General features: G+C 55.1%; 18 protein-coding genes and 1 tRNA gene. 5 read left to right on the top strand and 14 right to left on the bottom strand.

What is annotated here, in order from left to right; translation table 11 throughout:
• Genes ACR0EO_RS02765 through ACR0EO_RS02750 form a run of 4 tightly spaced genes read right to left on the bottom strand, consistent with a single transcriptional unit; the run spans nucleotide 1 to nucleotide 2,097 of the window.
• A complete protein-coding gene (locus ACR0EO_RS02765) occupies nucleotides 1–303 on the bottom strand; it encodes a putative quinol monooxygenase (protein ID WP_480686893.1) in 303 nt (100 codons plus the stop codon).
• Nucleotides 297–782, bottom strand: a complete 486-nt coding sequence (locus ACR0EO_RS02760) for an N-acetyltransferase family protein (protein WP_480686892.1) — start codon at nucleotides 780–782, stop codon at nucleotides 297–299. Before ACR0EO_RS02760 ends, ACR0EO_RS02765 begins: the two co-directional genes overlap by 7 nt.
• A gap of 20 nt (nucleotides 783–802) precedes the next feature.
• Nucleotides 803–1,468 carry an alpha/beta hydrolase gene (locus ACR0EO_RS02755; protein ID WP_480686891.1) on the bottom strand — a complete coding sequence of 222 codons (666 nt, stop codon included), beginning with the start codon at nucleotides 1,466–1,468 and terminating at the stop codon, nucleotides 803–805.
• Complete coding sequence (locus ACR0EO_RS02750; RefSeq protein WP_480686890.1) at nucleotides 1,465–2,097, bottom strand: DNA-3-methyladenine glycosylase family protein; 633 nt, start codon at nucleotides 2,095–2,097, stop codon at nucleotides 1,465–1,467. Before ACR0EO_RS02750 ends, ACR0EO_RS02755 begins: the two co-directional genes overlap by 4 nt.
• 98 nt (nucleotides 2,098–2,195) lie before the next feature.
• Between ACR0EO_RS02750 and ACR0EO_RS02745 the strand changes: the two genes are divergently transcribed.
• On the top strand, nucleotides 2,196–3,422 hold the full coding sequence (locus ACR0EO_RS02745) for an MFS transporter (protein ID WP_480686889.1): 1,227 nt from the start codon (nucleotides 2,196–2,198) through the stop codon (nucleotides 3,420–3,422).
• A 3-nt stretch (nucleotides 3,423–3,425) separates the two neighbouring features.
• Here the strand turns inward: ACR0EO_RS02745 and ACR0EO_RS02740 are convergent, their stop codons facing one another.
• From ACR0EO_RS02740 to cysS, 3 genes are read right to left on the bottom strand one after another with little or no spacing between them, the layout of a single operon-like run.
• Nucleotides 3,426–4,208: a squalene/phytoene synthase family protein gene (locus tag ACR0EO_RS02740; protein WP_480686888.1), complete on the bottom strand. Its 783-nt coding sequence runs from the start codon at nucleotides 4,206–4,208 to the stop codon at nucleotides 3,426–3,428.
• Nucleotides 4,205–5,839: a citramalate synthase gene (gene cimA / locus ACR0EO_RS02735; protein WP_480686887.1), complete on the bottom strand. Its 1,635-nt coding sequence runs from the start codon at nucleotides 5,837–5,839 to the stop codon at nucleotides 4,205–4,207. Before cimA ends, ACR0EO_RS02740 begins: the two co-directional genes overlap by 4 nt.
• Nucleotides 5,839–7,236 carry a cysteine--tRNA ligase gene (cysS, locus tag ACR0EO_RS02730; RefSeq protein WP_480686886.1) on the bottom strand — a complete coding sequence of 466 codons (1,398 nt, stop codon included), beginning with the start codon at nucleotides 7,234–7,236 and terminating at the stop codon, nucleotides 5,839–5,841. The genes cimA and cysS overlap by 1 nt, the downstream gene beginning before the upstream one ends.
• A 259-nt stretch (nucleotides 7,237–7,495) precedes the next feature.
• Here cysS and ACR0EO_RS02725 point away from each other — a divergent pair, with 259 nt between their 5' ends.
• Entirely contained in the window at nucleotides 7,496–8,683 is a 1,188-nt protein-coding gene (locus tag ACR0EO_RS02725) for a pyridoxal phosphate-dependent aminotransferase (RefSeq protein ID WP_480686885.1), read from the top strand.
• A 6-nt stretch (nucleotides 8,684–8,689) separates the two neighbouring features.
• Here ACR0EO_RS02725 and ACR0EO_RS02720 read toward each other — a convergent pair whose 3' ends face one another.
• Nucleotides 8,690–9,208 carry an outer membrane protein gene (locus ACR0EO_RS02720; protein ID WP_480686884.1) on the bottom strand — a complete coding sequence of 173 codons (519 nt, stop codon included), beginning with the start codon at nucleotides 9,206–9,208 and terminating at the stop codon, nucleotides 8,690–8,692.
• 414 nt (nucleotides 9,209–9,622) lie between these two features.
• Here ACR0EO_RS02720 and ACR0EO_RS02715 point away from each other — a divergent pair, with 414 nt between their 5' ends.
• Nucleotides 9,623–11,167 (top strand): trimethylamine methyltransferase family protein, encoded by a 1,545-nt coding sequence (locus ACR0EO_RS02715; protein ID WP_480686883.1) that lies wholly within the window; start codon nucleotides 9,623–9,625, stop codon nucleotides 11,165–11,167.
• A gap of 52 nt (nucleotides 11,168–11,219) precedes the next feature.
• Here the strand turns inward: ACR0EO_RS02715 and ACR0EO_RS02710 are convergent, their stop codons facing one another.
• Together ACR0EO_RS02710 and ACR0EO_RS02705 are read right to left on the bottom strand one after the other, a co-directional pair.
• Nucleotides 11,220–11,465: an EF-hand domain-containing protein gene (locus ACR0EO_RS02710; protein ID WP_480686882.1), complete on the bottom strand. Its 246-nt coding sequence runs from the start codon at nucleotides 11,463–11,465 to the stop codon at nucleotides 11,220–11,222.
• Nucleotides 11,466–12,009: 544 nt separating this feature from the next.
• The gene (locus ACR0EO_RS02705; protein ID WP_480686881.1) at nucleotides 12,010–15,630 is read right to left on the bottom strand and encodes a vitamin B12-dependent ribonucleotide reductase; all 3,621 of its coding nucleotides are present in this window, start codon (nucleotides 15,628–15,630) and stop codon (nucleotides 12,010–12,012) included.
• Between the two features lie 533 nt (nucleotides 15,631–16,163).
• Here ACR0EO_RS02705 and ACR0EO_RS02700 point away from each other — a divergent pair.
• Entirely contained in the window at nucleotides 16,164–16,595 is a 432-nt protein-coding gene (locus tag ACR0EO_RS02700) for a hypothetical protein (protein WP_480686880.1), read from the top strand.
• Between the two features lie 10 nt (nucleotides 16,596–16,605).
• Here the strand turns inward: ACR0EO_RS02700 and ACR0EO_RS02695 are convergent.
• The 4 genes from ACR0EO_RS02695 to pdxH form a co-directional block, all read right to left on the bottom strand.
• Nucleotides 16,606–16,682 (bottom strand) — tRNA-Pro (locus ACR0EO_RS02695).
• 43 nt (nucleotides 16,683–16,725) lie between these two features.
• The gene (locus tag ACR0EO_RS02690) at nucleotides 16,726–17,193 is read right to left on the bottom strand and encodes a DUF192 domain-containing protein (RefSeq protein ID WP_480686879.1); all 468 of its coding nucleotides are present in this window, start codon (nucleotides 17,191–17,193) and stop codon (nucleotides 16,726–16,728) included.
• Between the two features lie 6 nt (nucleotides 17,194–17,199).
• The gene (locus ACR0EO_RS02685; RefSeq protein ID WP_480688219.1) at nucleotides 17,200–17,706 is read right to left on the bottom strand and encodes a cold-shock protein; all 507 of its coding nucleotides are present in this window, start codon (nucleotides 17,704–17,706) and stop codon (nucleotides 17,200–17,202) included.
• Nucleotides 17,707–17,848: 142 nt separating this feature from the next.
• Nucleotides 17,849–18,454: a pyridoxamine 5'-phosphate oxidase gene (gene pdxH, locus ACR0EO_RS02680; RefSeq protein WP_480686878.1), complete on the bottom strand. Its 606-nt coding sequence runs from the start codon at nucleotides 18,452–18,454 to the stop codon at nucleotides 17,849–17,851.
• Between the two features lie 135 nt (nucleotides 18,455–18,589).
• Between pdxH and fabI the strand changes: the two genes are divergently transcribed.
• Nucleotides 18,590–19,396 (top strand): enoyl-ACP reductase FabI, encoded by an 807-nt coding sequence (fabI, locus tag ACR0EO_RS02675; RefSeq protein ID WP_480686877.1) that lies wholly within the window; start codon nucleotides 18,590–18,592, stop codon nucleotides 19,394–19,396.

Here is a 19,396-nt window from a genome sequence, read left to right as displayed (position 1 = left end):
TTAGCGCAAGGGCTGCTTTTCGCCGCCGACAACGCGGTATATGTCGCTTGAGACGACACCAACCTCGGCTAAAACAGCCTGAAAGTCGGCCATGTGAGGCGCGTTAAAATGCGCTTCAAGAGCGGCCTGATCTTGCCACTCTTCGTAAACGCGAAAACGGGTTGAATGGCCCAAAATCTGACTGAATTCATATACCAGACACCCAGATTCTTTCACCGTCTGTGCGACCATCTCTTGCGCAGCATCGGACGCTTTGCCGACGCCTTCTGCCGCAACCTCAACTGTACCTGTTACGATCAGCATTCAGCCCCCTTTTTTAACTCATAGCGTTTCGAAATTCGGTCAACAGGCGTTCCGTCCCGCAGCTGCACTCCGTAAGATACTGCGTAGTCCTGAAAACCCATCTTGTCGTAGTAACTCAAGCCCTGTCTGTTATCGGCGCGAATGGTCGCGTTGATCGCAGTTAGCCCAAGTCCGGCGGCAAATTTGGACGTTTCCTCAAACAACGCCCGACCCACGCCTTTTAGAGGGGGCGCTCTACGTGAAAAGGCGGCGATGTCGGCGCAGTTTTCCGGCAAGGCATCATGTACACCCAACCATTGAAAGCCCGCGACTTCACCTTGTCCATCAAGGGCGACATGGCAGCAAATCTTGTCCGCCCCCTCCAGATAGCTTTGCGTAAACAGCGCCTCGGAGAATGGGATTTCAAATGCGGTCGTACCCCCGATCGCGATGATCTCAATGAGGATGCGGCACGCTGGTACCACGTCCTCTATCATCATGGGGCGAACCGCAATCACACCTAAAGGCTCAGTTTGTCGCGCATGAAGGCAAGAGCAACACTCAGTCCATCTGGCGCGATTCCGTGACCAGTTCCCTTCATCACATGGGCGTAGATTTCCTTAAACCCAGCCTCTTGCAACGCTTCGGCTGCGGCGGGCAGAGATTGGGGCGGAACCACATCGTCTGAATCCCCGTGCACAAGAAGGATCGGCATTCGGCTGACCGTTTCATCCGGCAGCAAATCCGGCTCGAGCAATCGACCTGAAAAAGCTACGATACCTGCCACCGGGTCTTCGCGGCGTGGGGCGACATGCAGGCTCATCATCGTGCCTTGTGAAAACCCAAATAGAACAACCTGTTCAGGCAAAACGTCCTCATCCACCATCAGCGCATCGAGGAAAGCGTTGAAATCATCGGCGGCCATTTCCATACCGCGCCGCGACTCTTCTTCGGAAGAGCCGTCAATCCACGGGATTGGGAACCACTGAAACCCATTGGGCATCCCGGGAATCTGTTCGGGCGCATCGGGGGCGACAAACAGCGTGTCCGGCAGATGCTCACCTAACGGGTCGGCCAGCCCCAGCAAATCTGCGCCATTGGCACCGTAGCCATGCACAAACACCACGACCGAGCGTGTATCGCCCGAAACCGGCTCTTTTCGGAGCGCATTCAAAACCCGTGTCATCTGATCCCTTCTCGTTCTTTGGCCACCCGGTAATAGGCCCACAATACCCGCGCCGCAACCGACCGCCACGGCGACCACGCCTCAGCCATTGTCCGCAACTCCTTGTCGGTGGGTCGTTTCGGCAGGTCGTACAGAACGCGCGCGGCTTCTTGTAAAGCCAAATCTCCAGGCGCGATGACATCGGCGCGTCCAAGAGAAAACATGGCGTAAATCTCGGCAGTCCAAACACCGATCCCCGGAACCTCGGTCAAAATAGCGACAACATCTGCGTCAGGAACATCGCGCAATGCTTTGTAATCAATGCGTGCTTCGGCTAGCGCTCGGGCATAACGGATTTTCTGTCGACTTAACCCCACAGCCCGCAAATCATCATCAGTCGCCCACATGATTTTGCGCGGTCCGGTTAGCTTTGCATCCTGCAATCGCTTCCAGATCGCGTTTGCCGAGGCCACGCTGACCTGTTGGCTAACGATGGCACTAAGCAGTTGCGCGAATCCGTCAGGTCGACGTCGGAGAGGCAACGGCCCGGTTTGCTCCATTGCCCACGCCATACGCGGACAGGCCTCTGCCAGCCAAGCAGCCCCTTCTGCGACACAGTCGGGTGTCTCGATAATACGTCCGACAGACATGGGCGCTCCGGGAAGTTGGTGATGCGCTCACGTTAGGTTGCTTTGTCGCAGATGCAACCCGCTTGTACGACTGACATTTCAGAGTTACGCATGGGGCCATGACATTGAGCAGTGCTATCCCAGACGATCGTCAGGCAAGACGCAACGTCACCGTTTTGGTGGCGGCACAGGCTGTGCTGGGTGCGCAAATGCCGATGATCTTTATTGTCGGCGGTCTGGCTGGCCAATCTCTGGCTACGAATGCCTGCCTGGCAACACTGCCCATTTCACTGATCGTTCTGGGATCAATGCTGGCCGCTACGCCCATTTCCGCAATAATGCAGCGTTGGGGCAGACGCGCGGGCTTTCTGGTTGGGGCGACTGCAGGCGCGTGCGGTGGATTGATCGGCGCTTACGGGCTGTTCTTAGGTTCGTTTCCCGTCTTCCTACTGGGTAGCCTTCTGACAGGCATCTATATGAGCGCCCATGGGTTTTACCGGTTTGCAGCAGCAGATACAGCCTCCGACAGCTTTCGACCCAAAGCGATTTCATATGTGATGGCCGGAGGATTGGCGGCGGCGATTATTGGTCCTCAGATCGTTAAACTTACGGCACAAGCCTACGTTATTCCTTTTCTCGGAACGTATCTGGCCGTGATCGCTGTGAACATCCTCGGCTCGGCCTTGTTCTTCTTTCTCGACATTCCAACGCCAGAAAAGCCGGCAGAAGACGCCCCCAAGGGCCGGTCTCGAATGGAAATGCTAAAGACCCCCAAGATTGCGGTCGCGATCATCTGCGCGATGGTCTCTTACGCGTTGATGAACCTTGTGATGACGTCGACACCTCTGGCGGTTGTCGGCTGTGGCTTTACGGCCAACGATGCGGCCGACGTCGTTACAAGCCATGTTCTTGCGATGTACATCCCCAGCTTTTTCACAGGCCAACTGATTGCACGATTTGGCGTCGAAAGGATCGTAGCCCTTGGTTTGGCCATTCTGGCCGGAGCGGGCGTTGTAGCCCTTCAAGGTGTCGAGCTTGGCAATTTCTTTGTTGCCTTAATCCTGTTGGGGATCGGCTGGAACTTTGGCTTCATCGGCGCGACGACAATGTTGGCCGAGTCTCACAACGTGAACGAGCGCGGCCGGATGCAGGGCCTTAATGACCTCCTGGTATTTGGTGGCGTAACACTCGCCTCGCTGTCGTCGGGCGGGTTGATGAACTGCTCTGGCGGCTCTCCGGTCGAAGGCTGGACTGCCGTGAACCTTGCCATGATCCCGCTACTCACTTTGGCCGGCGGCGCCCTTCTTTGGCTGGTACTGAAACCGTCAGAACCCGAAACCGTCTGAGAGTCACCAGCGCCCGCTGGCAGCGGTCCACATCAACGAAAGTCTACGTCGAACTTCCCCTTGCGCTAATGCGCCCGACGCTACGCGTTCTGGCTGCTTTGCTGCTTGACGAAGTATCCACTCGGCTTGCCAGCCCGCAAAAAGCGCTGGTCGCGCTTCTTTTGAAATTGCCGCTTGGTTGGACCGAGAACGTTTTAACCTGTCCAATGCCGTCTGCGCCAAGGCCTGAACACCTTCTGGAGTTCCGTCGAGCAGTGGAATTCTGCCCCGCGTCTCAAGACTTGGGATTGCTCGCAACCAGTTCGCTATTCCGACGGCATATCCGAAATCACGCAGAACAGCCTCATCCGCGACGCCCAATGCCTGAGCAGAGGCCACGATCAGAGACGCAGAACTGTGATCGATGTATGACGCGAAATGGGCTTCGTCTTCAAATGGGTCGTGGTAAATGTCCCAACGCCGCACGGCCACATATTCATCTAACAAGCCTGCAAGGTGCGGTGAAATCACGCGTGACAGCGGCGTAACGACCTCGTGCCTGCGTATAGTTTGACTTTCTGCTATCTCTTGCAGGGCATCACGCCACCATTGGAGACGCATCTCGGCGATCATTGGCTCTTGTGTGACCCAAGGGGCTCGGGCAACCTCAACGTTTAGGGCGTAAATCGGGAACAAGACAGCACGCGCAGCAATCGGAGCCGCCATAGCTGCCATGAAACGATCCGGGTCCGCGCGATGCACTAACGCTGCGCAGGCCTTAACGTCATCGTCAAATTGAACCGTCACTCAGCCACCGCTGTCTGAGGCCCACAATCGCGGACCAGCTTCCATTGGATCGCATCCAGCAATGCTTCGAACGAGGCATCCACTATGTTCGCACTCACCCCCACAGTGGACCAACGGCGCCCCTGCCCGTCTTCGCTGTCAATAATGACCCGCGTTACCGCCTCGGTCCCGCCTTGAGTGATCCGCACCTTGAAATCGACCAAGTGCATGTCATCCAACACTCGGGAATATTGCCCGAGATCCTTGGACAGCGCCTTGGCCAATGCGTTTACGGGCCCTCGGTCACTCCCATGTTCATCATGGGATTCACTGACCGATAACTTCTTCTCGCCATCGACTTTGACAACAACAACCGCCTCGGACAGGCTAACCATCTTGTTGTACTTGTTCTTACGCCGCTCAACCGTAACCTTGTAGCGCTTGACCTCGAAGAACTGGGGCAATTGACCCAACTCGTCCCGTGCCAAAAGCTCAAAGCTGGCTTGCGCGGTGTCATAGGAATATCCCTTGGCCTCACGCTGTTTGATCTTGTCCAGTATACGTCCAAGCGCCGGATCGCCTGCCTCAACGCTGAGCCCGGCTTCGGTTAATCTTTTGCGCAAATTCGACTGGCCAGCTTGGTTCGACATCGGAATGATACGCGCGTTTCCCACTGAACCCGGATCAACATGTTCATAGGTCGTCGGATCCTTGAGGATCGCACTGGCATGAAGCCCCGCCTTATGCGCAAACGCCGACGCGCCCACATAGGCCGATTGCTTACTGGGCACTCGGTTAAGGATATCATCCAACATCCGACTGACGCGCGTAAGGCCGGCTAACGCTTCTGCAGTCACTCCGATGTCAAACTGCGATGCATAAGGTTCCTTGAGTAGCAAAGTCGGGATCAAAGCGGTTAGGTTCGCGTTACCACACCGCTCACCCAACCCATTCAAAGTTCCTTGAATCTGTCGCGCACCAGCATCAACGGCGGCCAAAGAACAGGCCACTGCGTTTTCAGTATCGTTGTGCGTGTGAATCCCCAGTCGATCACCAGGCAACCCAGCTGCGATAACCTCAGCAACAATCCGCGACACTTCTGCAGGAAGAGCTCCGCCATTGGTATCACACAGAACAATCCAACGCGCGCCCGCACCCAAAGCAGCGCGGCAAACCTCAATCGCGAAGCCGGGATTGTCCTTGTAGCCGTCAAAGAAATGCTCAGCATCGAACAACGCCTCGCGCCCTTGCGCCACGATATGCGCGACCGAGGCGCGTACGTTCTCGACATTCTCTTCCAGCGAAATTCCCAGTGCATGGGTGACGTGGTAATCATGCGATTTTCCAACCAGACAAACCGCCTGCGTCCCTGCGTTCATCACAGCGGCTAGAACATCATCATTCTCGGCAGACCGCCCAGACCGCTTGGTCATACCAAACGCGGTCAGACGAGCCGAAGTCTTAGGCGCAGCCTCGAAAAACGCGCTGTCCGTCGGGTTCGCCCCCGGCCAGCCGCCTTCGATATAGTCCACGCCCAATTCATCCAGAGCCTGAGCGATCTGCACTTTCTCAGCGGTCGAGAACTGGACGCCCTGCGTCTGCTGCCCGTCCCGAAGGGTGGTGTCGTAGAGGTAGAGGCGCTCCTTTGACATTACACCGCCTCCAGCTTGGCTGCGTCGAAACCAGCCCCAGGAACCAATTCGACCCCGTCTTTGCTCATGCGAACCTCCAGACCTGCGGCCAGATAAGCCGCTTTCAAACGGTCCACCTCCGAGAAGTCCTTGCTCTGCATCGCAACCGCACGCGCATCCGCCAGCCGGTTCGCATGTGCAGACAGATCAACCGATGCCGTATCCGCCCAAGCACCCATCTCGGGTGTCAACAGGCCCAACAATTGCGCACCGGCCAACAACCCAGCTGCATCCCCGTCTGAGGCTAAGCGATAGAGTTCAGTCAAAGCGCCCGCAGTATTCAGGTCGTCACTAAGTGCAGCAACTACCGAGGGCGCAGCGCTGGCGGCGGGCTCGATGCCCGCTGTCAGCGCCCGCCACTTGCGCAGCGTAGTTTCGGCCTCGCGGGCTTTCTTTTCGGTCCAATCCATCGGCTTACGGTAATGGGTTTGCATGAAAACAAACCGGATCACTTCACCCGGCACTCCTTGCTCCAGCAGGTCATGTACGGTGAAGAAGTTGCCCAGAGACTTGGACATCTTCTTGCCTTCGACTTGAAGCATTTCATTGTGCAACCAAACCCGCGCGAACTCACCCTCGGGATGCGCGCAGCAACTCTGCGCGATTTCGTTCTCATGGTGCGGGAACATGAGATCATTACCGCCGCCGTGAATGTCAAAACTGTCGCCCAACAACTCATAACTCATGGCCGAGCATTCGATATGCCAGCCTGGACGCCCCCGACCCCAAGGCGATTCCCATCCGGGCAGCTCATCAGTCGACGGCTTCCACAACACGAAATCCATTGGGTTCTTTTTATAAGGCGCGACCTCTACCCGAGCACCAGCGATCATGTCGTCAACGGATCGACCGGACAAAGCACCGTACTTTTCTTTCCAGCTGTCTACAGCGAACAGAACATGCCCCTCAGCCGCATAGGCGTGTCCTTTGGCGATCAGATCCTCGATCATTGCGATCATCTGTTCGATGTACTGCGTCGCCCGCGGCATCTCATTGGGTTCGAGCGCCCCGAGGGCACCCATGTCATGCAGATACCAACCGATCGTTTCATCCGAACGTTCCTGAACCAACCGTTCCAACGTCCCTTTGGCGCCAGCCTTCTGTCGGGCTAGTGCGGTCGCATTGATCTTATCATCCACGTCTGTGAAATTTCGAACATAAGTCACGTGGTCAGCGCCATAGACATGCCGCAACAAACGATAAAGCACATCGAAAACCACAACCGGTCGTGCATTCCCTAGGTGTGCCCGATCATAGACAGTAGGCCCACAGACATACATCCGCACATTGTCGGCGCTAATCGGTACGAAATCCTCTTTCGTCCGCGTCCGTGTGTTGTGCAGTTTGATTGTCGTCATCGGTCGGCTCCTAAAGACAAAGTGGCTTCTCGCGTTGACGCGGGCTTAGCAACTTGTCTCAGGGATGAAAACGAAAGAAACCGGCCCGCGTGAAAGATCAGCAGGTAATGCAGCAGATAATGATGCAGGTCATCCGGTTCATAAGTGGGTGGTTATCATGTTAGCCTTACTGCGCCAAGCCCTGAGTTCCCCCTTACCCGATTGACAATCGAATACTGCTCTGGCCCATTCTGCGCCCATGACCAGACCAGAGGGTGCAATGAAACTGTCGCAACGTATCTCGCAACTAACTGAAGGTGGCAGTGACGGATGGGACGTCTTCTATCGTGCCCGTCGGATGATGAACGAAGGTTTTGCCGTTACAGAGTTGACCATTGGTGAACACGACATCCGAACAGACCCATCAATTCTCGAAGCTATGAACTTGTCTGCAATACAGGGCCACACTGGATACGCGATGGTGCCAGGTACTGACCTGCTGCGCGACACCGTAGCCGCCCGCGTGCAAGCTCGTACTGGTATCCCGACCACGCGCAATAATGTCCTGATCACTCCCGGCGGCCAGTCCGCTTTGTTCGCCGCGCATGTCGCAGTGTGTGATCCCGGAGACGTCGGACTGTACCTCGACCCTTTCTACGCCACTTACCCCGGTACGATCAGAGGTGCCGGCGCTACTGCACGTTCTATCAAAACCTCAGCCAAAGACGCATTTCAGCCACGTGCCCAACAGATTGAAGCCGCTTCGGATGGCGCGGTGTCTTTGCTGATCAACACACCAAATAACCCAACCGGCGTCGTCTATTCGCGCGAAACGCTTGGGGGCATCGCATCTGTTTGTCAGGCGCGAAATCTGTGGCTTATTTCGGATGAAGTTTATGACACACAGGTCTGGGAAGGCAGACATATTTCCCCTCGAACCCTGCCCGGCATGGATGAGCGCACTTTGGTTGTTGGTTCCATGTCCAAGTCCCACGCCATGACTGGATCGCGATGCGGTTGGGTGGTTGGACCAGAGGAAGTAATCAGCCATCTGATCAACCTTGCCACACACACTACCTATGGCGTACCCGGGTTTATTCAGGATGCAGCTAGTTTTGCACTAAATGCTGGTAGCGACCTTGAGGATGAAATCGCCGCCCCCTTCCGCAGACGCCGCGAAATCGCGATCGACATTCTGCAAAGCCAAACCAAAATCAAATTGGTTCCGGCGCAAGGCGCGATGTACTTGATGTTGGATATCCGAGAAACCAGCCTCGGCGGAGAAGCTTTCGCAAACGCTTTGTTGGACGCTCATTCGATTGCAGTCATGCCGGGTGAAAGCTTCGGCTCTGCTGCCGCGGGGCACATACGTGTTGCCATGACAATCGATGACGAAAGATTCGCTGCGGCTCTCAACACGATTTGTGATTTTGCCAAAGGATTGGCAGAACGTCACGCCGCGGAATAGTCGGCCTTAAAACCGGAAAGTTGTACGCAGGTTGAAGACGTTGGTGTCCAAACCACCGTCGGATGTCGTTACATCGTCGAAATTCTGCCTCAACGCTTCGCCGCTGATGACGAAATTCTCACCGATCGGATACGCCAGACCGATTCCATACACCGCTGCAGTGTCGCTATCGACAGAGGTCTCAACCCGGGCGGCACCAACAACGACATAGCCAAGGGCAGACCCGAAATCATAGCCACCGCGAAGTTTAAGGCGGGTCATACTGTCCAGGCTGCCTTCGCCGTTGCCCAAATCAAGTGACAGTCGATCATACTCGAACTCACCACCCAAGACGAAAGATCCGAAATCACGATCGTATCCGATATGGGGTCCGAAATTTACGTCGTTCCCACTGGATCCGTTCGGTCCATCGGCATCTGTGTATCCAAAGGTGAATCCTGCGTAGGCCCCTGTCCAATCTTCGGCAAATGCCGGAGCGGCGAAGGTCATCATCGTAACGATAATGAGGGCCTTATGGGCTTTCATAAACCTCTCCAAATTACATTGGGTCGAAGTTTCAATGCACTCTGAACGACTTCACATTAAACTGGTAAGCAACCTCTGAAATTCAACCGAAATCACAAACCACTCTTAAATAAGTGAAGGAAGTATAACAGACTTTCCCCGTTTCGGGAGAAAATCTGGCGACCAAAAAATCACTGTGACAGAATTGTCGTGGACTTCGCTTTTAGACATGTGAGTCGTAAACAGAACAGAATGTGACTGGCCGGGCTGTACCATGCTCGATCACAAGCAGAGGACTTGCATGCAAAACGACTATTGGAAGATCCGCCTGATCAGCCGCACCATTGGTGCCGATCGCGGACGTGCGGCGCGCGGACGGCCGTCTTTGGCCTGAAATCAGCCACCTCAGAAACGTCTAAAACCGGATTCCAATCTATGAACGATCAAACCCGCAATTCTTCACGCAGTGGCGGCCGCGCTGCGCGTCGTGCCGCCCGCGCCTCAGCCCTACCAGAGCACCTGCGCCCTGTGCGCCCAGGAATGGAAAGCACTACTCTAAACGTCCTGACCCAAGCTCAGGTCGAACGCATTCACGAAGCTGCGCTGACCGCGTTAGAAACAATTGGTCTGGCAGATGCTCCACAAAGCGGTATCGACTACCTGGTGGGTGCAGGTTGTATTCTCGGTGACGACGGGCGGATTCGGTTCCCTCGTGCGTTGGTAGAAGACACACTCGCCAAAGCAAACAGATCGGTCACACTGTACAGCCGCGACGGGAAAACCGACCTGGACCTGTCCGGTTCGCGAGTTCACTACGGCACTGCGGGTGCAGCAGTAAGCGTGGTCGATGTTCACGGTCGTGAGTATCGCGATTCTACCGTTCAAGACCTGCACGACGCCTCTCGCATCTGCGAACAGCTTGACAACATTCACTTTGTTCAGCGTCCAATGGTATGTCGCGATATCCCCGACAACCTCGAAATGGACCTGAACACGATCTACGCAAGCTGCTCAGGCACATTTAAGCACATCGGTACATCGTTTACGGAGCCGCACCACGTGGCTCCTGCGATGGAGATGATCTACATGATCGCGGGCGGTGAAGACAAATATCGGGAACGCCCATTCGTGTCGAATTCGAACTGCTTTGTCGTGCCACCGATGAAGTTCGCAACCGAAAGCTGCGAAGTGATGGAGTTGTGCATCAAGGCCGGAATGCCTGTACTTCTCCTGTCTGCCGGGATGGCAGGTGCAACAGCGCCCTCGACAATTGCCGGTGCGATCACTCAAGCCACGGCCGAATGCCTTGCCGGTTTGGTTTATGTTAACGCCGTAAGCCCCGGAGCTCCCGCGATTTTTGGCACTTGGCCCTTTGGCCTGGACCTTCGCACTGGCGCTATGTCTATCGGCTCTGGCGAACAAGCCTTGCTGACCGCCGGCTGCGCTCAGATGCACCGGTTCTACGACCTGCCGGGCGGTGCGGCTGCTGGTGCTTCGGATTCAAAACTTCCTGATATGCAGGCTGGCTGGGAGCAAATGTGCTCAAACGTCATGGCCGGACTTTCCGGCCTGAACATGGTTTACGAGTCAGCGGGCATGCACGCGTCATTGTTGGGCTTCTGCCTAGAGAGCCTCATCCTCAGCGACGACCTGATCGGTCAAGCGCAACGCTGTGTACGGGGGATTGAAGTCACAGATGAAACCTTGGCCCTGGATCAGATCGCCGAGGTTTGTATGGGCGGACCCGGTCATTACCTTGGTACCGACGCAACGCTCAGCCGGATGCAGGCGGATTACGTCTATCCTACATTTGGGGATCGAACCTCGCCCAAGGAATGGGTGGAACTTGGCAAACCGGACTTGATCGAAAAAGCAATCAAACGCAAAGAAGAGATCCTTGCTGCTCCATCTCCAGCAAGATTTGATCCACTATTGGATGCAGAAATCCGCGATAAATTTAACATTTACCTTGGATCATAACCGACTGGAAAAGCGGCCAGATTTAAATCTGGCCGCTTGATTTGTGCTGGGTCTACCCGTTTGTTGCCGGTAGCAACCTTGCCTCTTGAGCCACAGCGATCTCACCTTCGTCGAGTGCACCGTCCCCGTTAGCATCCATTGCCGAGAAAGTTTCTGTGTCGATCTCGGGCACGACGGCTTGAACCTCTTCGATAGTCAAAACACCATCTCCGTTTGCATCTGCCGAAGACTGGCCAACAGCCAAAGTGGGCAGACCAAATAAAAGTGCAGAAATAAAGGTCAGAGTTTGCGGTTTCATTGTGATGCCTCCTGATTGAGTTATTGAGTTTTGCGTCCGGACAGGCATCAGAAACACCTCAACACAGCAGGCTGTCACCCGCATTGCGAGATTCACTGCAATTCGCGCCAATCTCCGCGTGTTTTTCCGAGTCGCATCCGCGGCGAGTCGCTGGGCAAAATTCCCCCATTGAGCCTCGGCGGCTCTTGCCCGATGAAAGGCGCTTGGTCTGGCAAAGCTCTGCTCAAAACACGTGTTTTTGGACGGCGAAGAAAAAAGGGGGCCGAAGCCCCCTTGTTAGTTTCGCCTTCCAGGCTCATGTCGTTGACCGCCCGGTGTTTTTTTGCCTGCGGCCTGGACTGCGCATGGGACGAGCGCACCCGCCCCGTGAAAGAGTGGGAAGGAGCAAATATTCCGCCCCACCCTGTTCCCGACCGACACGGGCATGTCGGCCGAGTGGACCAAGGCATCGATGGTAAGTCTCAGCGCCTTGCTCCGTGTTCGTCGGGGCCGGTACCTAGGGCAGCGTCCGACCCCTGCGCCCCGGGTTGCCGGGGCGGTTGGCTTAGCTACACCCGCTGGTCGCCCCACAGGTGTTGCATTTCATGCAGGTGCCATTTCGCACCAGCGTGTAGTTTCCGCATTCACCGCATGGATCCCCTTCGTAACCCTGCATCTTGGCCTTCGTCCGAGCGTCCATGCCCGTAGCCACTGCGGTTTCTGCAGCAGGAGCCTCGAACTGGGCTGTCGGTTCAGCCATGCCGTTGACTTCAGCCTGGCCACCGTTGAACACCACCAAGTCCTGCGGCAGGCGTTTGCGGAGATATCCGGTGGAACTGATTTGTTTCAGCACTTCCAGCGACTTAGTCGCCGCGCTGTCGCTGATCTCGGACACATTGGACAAGCCATCTTCCTCACCCCGACCTAGATCGTCAAAAGTTGCACCTTCCGGCTTCACATGAGCCAAATCGGTGCGATCCAGATAAGACACGGCCAATTCACGGAAGATGTAATCGAGGATTGATGTGGCGTTCTTGATTGAGTCGTTGCCCTGCACCATCCCCGCCGGTTCGAACTTGGTGAAGGTGAATGCGTCGACAAACTCTTCCAACGGCACACCGTATTGAAGGCCGACCGAGACCGCGATGGCGAAGTTGTTCATCATCGCACGGAAGCCAGCACCTTCCTTGTGCATATCGATGAAGATCTCACCCAGCTTGCCGTCTTCAAACTCACCTGTACGCAAGTACACCTTGTGACCACCAACGATCGCCTTTTGGGTATAACCTTTGCGGCGATGCGGAAGTTTCTCACGATGGCTGCGGATGATTTCCTTAACCACAACCTTCTCGATCACCTTCTCGGCCAGTACGACAGCTTTCTCTTGCGCCGAACCGCTTTCCAAGGTTTCCGCTGCTTCGTCATCGTCCTCGACCAGAGCTGCGGCCAGAGGCTGCGACAGTTTGGATCCATCGCGATAAAGTGCATTGGCCTTCACACCCAGCGACCAGCTGAGTTCATAGGCTTTCTGGCAATCCTCAATGGTCGCGTCGTTGGGCATGTTGATGGTTTTGGAGATCGCGCCCGAGATAAAGCTCTGCGCTGCCGCCATCATGGTGATGTGGCTATCAACCCCAAGGAAACGCTTGCCTTTTTTGCCGCACGGGTTGGCGCAGTCGAAGATCGAATAGTGCTCTTCTTTCAGGTGCGGAGCACCTTCCAAGGTCATTGTCCCGCAAACATGGTCGTTCGCCGCGTCGATGTCCGCCTTGGTAAAGCCCAGGTGACGCAGCAGGTCAAAGGTCGGGTCATTCAGCTTGGTCGCCGGGATGCCCAGAACACCGGTGCAGAAGTCCTCACCAAGAGTCCACTGGTTGAAGACGAACCGGATGTCGAACGCACTTTCCAGCGCGGCGTCTACCTTGGCCAACTCATTCGGACCAAAGCCATGACCCGTCAGCGACGTGTGGTTGATTCCCGGCGCATTGCCGATGGTGCCGTGACCAACCGCATACCCCACGATCTCTTCGATCTGAGATGAAGAGTAACCCAGCTTTTCCAGTGCCGAAGGAACCGAGCGGTTGATGATCTTAAAATATCCGCCTCCGGCCAGTTTTTTGAACTTCACCAGAGCAAAGTCAGGCTCGATACCGGTCGTGTCACAATCCATCACCAGACCGATTGTACCGGTCGGCGCGATCACGGTGGCCTGCGCATTGCGGTAACCGTTCTTCTCGCCGAGGCTAAGCGCCTCATCCCATGCCGACATTGCCAGATCAATCAGACGCTTGTCCGGGCAGCTGTCGTGATCCAGGGGCACCGGCTTCACGGCCAGTTTCTCGTAGCCCTCAGTCACACCCTGCGACGCACGACGGTGGTTACGGATGACGCGCAGCATGTGGTCTGCGTTGCGCTCATAGCCTTTAAACGGCCCAAGCTCACCAGCAATTTCAGCCGAGGTTGCATAGGCTACACCGGTCATGATCGCGGTCAGAGCGCCACAGATCGCCCGGCCCTCGTCCGAATCGTAGCTGTACCCCATGTTCATCAGCAAGCCGCCGATGTTTGCGTAGCCCAGACCCAAAGTACGGAAGTCATAAGACAGCTGCGCGATTTCCTTGGACGGGAACTGCGCCATCGTTACCGAGATTTCCAGCGTCAGAGTCCACAGACGAGATGCGTGCATATAGTCTGCCGCTTGGAACTCATCATCCTTCAGGAAGGTCAGCAGGTTCATCGACGCTAGGTTACAAGCCGTGTCGTCTAGGAACATGTATTCCGAGCACGGGTTCGAACCGCGGATTTGGCCGTCTTCTGGGCATGTATGCCACTCGTTGACCGTGTCATGGAACTGGATGCCAGGATCGGCACAGGCCCATGCCGCGTGGCCGACCTTCTCCCACAAATCCCGAGCCTTTACGGTCTTGGCGACCTTGCCATCGGTGCGGTTGATCAGTTCCCAATCTGCGTCTTTTTCAACGGCCGTCAGGAACGCGTTGGTCACGCGGATCGAGTTGTTCGAGTTCTGACCCGAAACCGAGCTATACGCTTCTGAATCCCAGTCTGTATCGTAAGTCGGGAATTCAATGCTGTCGTGACCCTGCCGCGCATAATCCAGTACGCGTTTAATGTAAGTCTCCGGGATCGCGACCTTTTTGGCCTCGCGAACCGCTTTCTTCAAGCTGTCATTCTTGTTGGGATCATACGCGTCGTCCTGCGCACCGTCCCATGAGCGGATGGCCTCGAAAATGCCGTTCAGCATCTTTTCGTGCATCTTCGATCCGGCAACGATCGAGGCCACCTTCTGCTCTTCGATCACCTTCCATTCGATGAATTGCTCGATGTCAGGATGATCAGCATCGACGATTACCATCTTTGCTGCTCGACGGGTTGTTCCGCCTGATTTGATCGCGCCAGCGGCGCGGTCGCCGATCTTGAGAAAGCCCATGAGGCCCGAGGACTTGCCGCCACCCGACAGCGCTTCGCCTTCAGCACGCAGATGACTGAAGTTGGTCCCGGTTCCGGAGCCGTATTTGAACAGGCGCGCCTCGCGCACCCACAAATCCATAATGCCGCCTTCGTTCACCAGATCGTCATCGACAGACTGGATGAAGCACGCGTGCGGCTGCGGGTGTTCGTAAGCTGATTTAGATTTGGTCAGCTTGCCGGTCTTATAGTCGACATAGTGGTGCCCCTGCGCAGGACCGTCGATGCCGTAAGCCCAATGCAAACCAGTGTTGAACCACTGCGGCGAGTTGGGCGCTGCGCGCTGGGTCGCCAGCATGTAGCGCATCTCATCAAAGTAAGAGCGCGCGTCTTCCTCGGTTGAGAAATAACCACCCTTCCAGCCCCAATATGCCCACGCACCGGCCAAACGATCGAAGACCTGCTTAGATGACGTTTCTCCATCAAACTCGGCGCCTTCGGCAGGAACCGAGCGCCAAAGGAATTCGGGAACGTCCTTTTCCTTGACCTTCTTCAGCTTCGTGGGAACTCCGGCCTTGCGGAAGTATTTCTGCGCGATCACGTCGCTTGCGACCTGGCTCCAGCTTGAGGGAACTTCGATGTTGTCCAGACGGAAAACGATGGTGCCATCCGGGTTCCGGATCTCTGAGGTCGCAGAGATAAAGTCCAGATCTGCGTAAGCGTCCTGCCCCGATTTGGTAAATTTCCTATCAATCTTCATTTCCGCCGCCCTAGATTCAATCAACTTGTCCGTTGGCCTGGGGTCGAATTCCTAGACCCTCTGCCGTGCCAGAAAATTGGGTGCAAGAGACCAGACGCTGTGCTGAACAGCGCAGAACCGCTGACACGGCTGCACGTTACAATGATGTGCTTTCCGACCCTCGCCCTGTGCCCTACTCTGATTTTCATACCAGATTTTGTGGCATCACTTTCGGCCCATACAACTTGGCGTATTCACCCATACAACGTCAACGGCCTTTTTAAGCCATTTTTGAAATCTTTTTTGTTGACCGAATGATGGAGAATGCGCCCCCGACCTCTGAAACCGATTCCTCCACAGCTTCATCCACGGCTTCGCGTAATCAACGAGTGACATCTTCAACTCAATTAACTGAGTTACCCGGCATAGTTACCCGAATTTGGTAAACCTGATCTAAGATGGGGCTGTAGTGAAAGAATCGGCGTTTTGAGAATCTGATGACCGTCAGCGGTCATTAACATCGACGCGAAGACTCGAGGGTACCAGGATTTATGTTGTCGTTACGTCTACTACCTTTGCTGGCCCTAATCGTGGCCTGCACACCACAAGATGTACCCCTGCCAACGCGCAGCGCTCAGTTTGAGTCATATCCAAAACGACTGCTCGAAACTTTTGAAATCGAATGCGATGGCCCAGGAGAACACTTTGAGAGATCAGGAAATCGTGTGTTCCAGTGCTCTGAATTGCTTCCACCACAAACGACTGCGTTTTTGATTCTGAACTATGACGGTTATCCGCAGGACCTGCCCAAAAGCGTCACAAGAATGACGACCACAAAAAATGATTCGGGATATCGCGTCGACGCTGAGCTGTTTTTCAACATTCCGCAGAAGTCAGGAAAAGAGCTGAGAGTTCCTGTGGAAAGTGAATCGTTGGACAAGGCTCTGGGAGCACTTTTCCAAGCGATGGGTGGTTCACCAACGTAAGTGAAAGAAGTGGTCGGGGCGGCAGGATTCGAACCTACGACCCCCTGTACCCAAAACAGGTGCGCTACCAGACTGCGCCACGCCCCGGACCGTGCGCCTTCCTAACGAGGCCTTTCTGATTTGAAAAGCCCTAACAGGGCCAAATTGCAGGACCTTGCGAAAAAATTTCGTGTCGCACCTGTGTACCTGGGGTGATCAGGTACTTCTTTGACAGTCCCGCATTGATTTCCAACACCGCAAAGACCGATTCGCCCCCCTCGATCGGGGTGAGATCGCCGGGAATCGCGTTTTCATGGACCCGAGTCACCACGCCGGTTCTGTCCAAGAAAATGATATCCAGGGGAATCAGTGTGTTTTTCATCCAGAAGACCACTGGTTGTGGCGGATCAAAAACAAAGAGCATACCTGATCGTTGCGGCAACGACTCGCGAAACATCAGCCCGCGCGCCCTCTCCTGCGGTGACACGGCAAGTTCAATATCGAAACTGATCTGAGTTTTTTCGTTCTTCAGCCCGACTCGGTTTTTTTGACAAGCGGCCAGACCCTCTCCGGTCCAAAGCACTGATAAAACTGCAAGAACCGAAAAAAACCTGATCATTGGGAATCAGTCGTCCAAAGCGGCTTCCCAGGCCATGACCTGAGCTGCCATGCGCCCGCGTTTTCCGTCTATTACACGCATTGCCAAGGCCTCACCCGGCTGCAGGTCGGCAAGGCCGGACCGGCGCAACACTTCTATATGTAGGAAAACATCTTCACCGCGTCCGAATACGTTGGCAAAGCCAAAACCCTTGCCTTTGTCGAACCACTTAACGCGCGCAGCCTCTAGCGGCGCCTCGGCAATAACAACCGGATCAAGCTCAGCGAAATCGGCCAACATCATTGAGTCGGTCCGAGCCGGCGGGTCGACACTAATGACTTCGACCGCCTGAACACCGCGATCCGTACGATGCGTCATAATCTCGATTCCAGCTCCGTCAGCAACAGAGCTTTGACCAAAATTACGCAGCACGTTCACATGCAACAGAATATCCGGGCCACCTTCATCCGACACAACGAATCCATACCCTTTTGCAGGGTCGAACCATTTCACGTGTCCACTGACGCGGTACATGTTGTTCAGATCTTCTGGCACGGCTTTCCCATCACGAAAATTACCAAGTCATTAAGGGTCCGATGTGTATGGGAATGACACGCAAATTCAAGCTGAAAAAACCCAGTGTTTTCTTTGTGTTGCATTTCACGACACGTGAACGTCATGGATTCAGCCTTTGCACTTGCCACTCGCCCTCTTGTTGATCCCGCCTCCATCTGAATCGGTCATGAAGCCTAAAGGCTCCATCGGCCCAAAATTCGATTTCGGTGGGCTCCAACCTGTACCCACCCCAAAAAGGTGGGCGCGGAGGATTCGGCCCTAGCTTTGCCGTCACTTTTGCAACTTCTGCCATCAGGGCAGCACGGCTGCTAAGAGGCTGAGACTGTTTTGATGCCCATGCCCCTAAACGGCTCTTAAGCGATCGGGACGCATAATATTCATCTGCTTGCGGCCCGTTTTCACGGGTGATTGTACCACGAACTCGGATTTGGCGCCGCAAAGATTTCCAATGCATTACAAAAGCAGCTTTTCCGGCGCTATCGAGCTCGGCAGCCTTTGCGCTTTCGTAGTTGGTATAAAATACAAAAGCATCAGGTTCGATTTCCTTTAAAAGGACCATTCGAACATTCGGCATACCGTCCGAATCCACGGTTGCCAAAGCAATTGCGTTGGGATCATTCGGTTCTTTGTCCATGGCTTCAGCCAGCCACCGCCGCGCTATTTCAAACGGATCGGGGCCGGCAAAAATACCGTCGCGTTCACTCATTCCCATCCCCTGGAAACTTTTGTTGACCACCCTAGGGCGAGAACCCGCCACGGGCAAGGGTTGACGGCCTTGATGCAACTCATCCAATGGCATAAACCAACTCAACATGACGCGAAGACAGGCGGAGAACCGAACATGTCAAATCAGTTGATGGCCGGAAAACGCGGCCTCATCATGGGACTGGCCAATGATAAATCGATCGCATGGGGTATTGCCCGCGCTTTATCCGAAGCTGGAGCCGAGCTTGCCTTTTCCTATCAGGGCGATGCGCTAAAGAAGCGGGTGGACCCACTCGCTGCACAACTAGGCAGCGAGGTAGTCCTGCCCTGTGATGTAAGTGACGAAGCATCGATCGATGCTCTGTTCTCTTCGCTGGAAGAAAAATGGGGAAAGCTGGACTTCATCGTTCACGCGATTGGCTTCTCCGACAAGAATGAATTGCGTGGTCGCTATGTCGATACCAGCCGCGCAAACTTCAAGCTGACCATGGATGTTTCGGTTTATTCCTTCACTGCCGTTATGCAACGTGCCGAGAAGATGATGTCCGAAGGCGGAAGCGCAGTTACCCTGACGTACTACGGTGCTGAGCAGGTTATGCCGCACTATAATGTAATGGGCGTTGCCAAGGCCGCGCTGGAAGCGTCGGTTAAATACCTTGCCGAAGATCTGGGCAAAGACGGCATCCGCGTCAACTCGATCTCTGCCGGTCCGATCAAAACACTGGCAGCCAGTGGGATTGGCGACTTCCGTTACATTATGAAGTGGAACGAATATAACTCGCCCTTACGCCGCAACGTGACTATCGACGATGTTGGCAAGTCGGCGCTTTATCTTCTGTCTGACCTTAGCAGCGGCGTTACAGGTGAGAATCTGCACGTAGATTCGGGTTATCACATCGTCGGCATGAAAGCCGTCGACGCCCCAGACGTAGAGAAGGGTTAA

Source organism: Ruegeria sp. BE9, from assembly GCF_056538765.1.
This window is presented reverse-complemented; position numbering and strand designations above follow the sequence as displayed.

Coding starts and splice junctions, on each gene's coding strand:
- ACR0EO_RS02765 (WP_480686893.1), bottom strand. CDS start 303: ATGCTGATCGTAACAGGTACAGTTGAGGTTGCGGCAGAAGGCGTCGGC.
- ACR0EO_RS02760 (WP_480686892.1), bottom strand. CDS start 782: ATGATGATAGAGGACGTGGTACCAGCGTGCCGCATCCTCATTGAGATC.
- ACR0EO_RS02755 (WP_480686891.1), bottom strand. CDS start 1,468: ATGACACGGGTTTTGAATGCGCTCCGAAAAGAGCCGGTTTCGGGCGAT.
- ACR0EO_RS02750 (WP_480686890.1), bottom strand. CDS start 2,097: ATGTCTGTCGGACGTATTATCGAGACACCCGACTGTGTCGCAGAAGGG.
- ACR0EO_RS02745 (WP_480686889.1), top strand. CDS start 2,196: ATGACATTGAGCAGTGCTATCCCAGACGATCGTCAGGCAAGACGCAAC.
- cimA (WP_480686887.1), bottom strand. CDS start 5,839: ATGTCAAAGGAGCGCCTCTACCTCTACGACACCACCCTTCGGGACGGG.
- cysS (WP_480686886.1), bottom strand. CDS start 7,236: ATGACGACAATCAAACTGCACAACACACGGACGCGGACGAAAGAGGAT.
- ACR0EO_RS02725 (WP_480686885.1), top strand. CDS start 7,496: ATGAAACTGTCGCAACGTATCTCGCAACTAACTGAAGGTGGCAGTGAC.
- ACR0EO_RS02720 (WP_480686884.1), bottom strand. CDS start 9,208: ATGAAAGCCCATAAGGCCCTCATTATCGTTACGATGATGACCTTCGCC.
- ACR0EO_RS02715 (WP_480686883.1), top strand. CDS start 9,623: ATGAACGATCAAACCCGCAATTCTTCACGCAGTGGCGGCCGCGCTGCG.
- ACR0EO_RS02710 (WP_480686882.1), bottom strand. CDS start 11,465: ATGAAACCGCAAACTCTGACCTTTATTTCTGCACTTTTATTTGGTCTG.
- ACR0EO_RS02705 (WP_480686881.1), bottom strand. CDS start 15,630: ATGAAGATTGATAGGAAATTTACCAAATCGGGGCAGGACGCTTACGCA.
- ACR0EO_RS02690 (WP_480686879.1), bottom strand. CDS start 17,193: ATGATCAGGTTTTTTTCGGTTCTTGCAGTTTTATCAGTGCTTTGGACC.
- ACR0EO_RS02685 (WP_480688219.1), bottom strand. CDS start 17,706: ATGTACCGCGTCAGTGGACACGTGAAATGGTTCGACCCTGCAAAAGGG.
- pdxH (WP_480686878.1), bottom strand. CDS start 18,454: ATGAGTGAACGCGACGGTATTTTTGCCGGCCCCGATCCGTTTGAAATA.
- fabI (WP_480686877.1), top strand. CDS start 18,590: ATGTCAAATCAGTTGATGGCCGGAAAACGCGGCCTCATCATGGGACTG.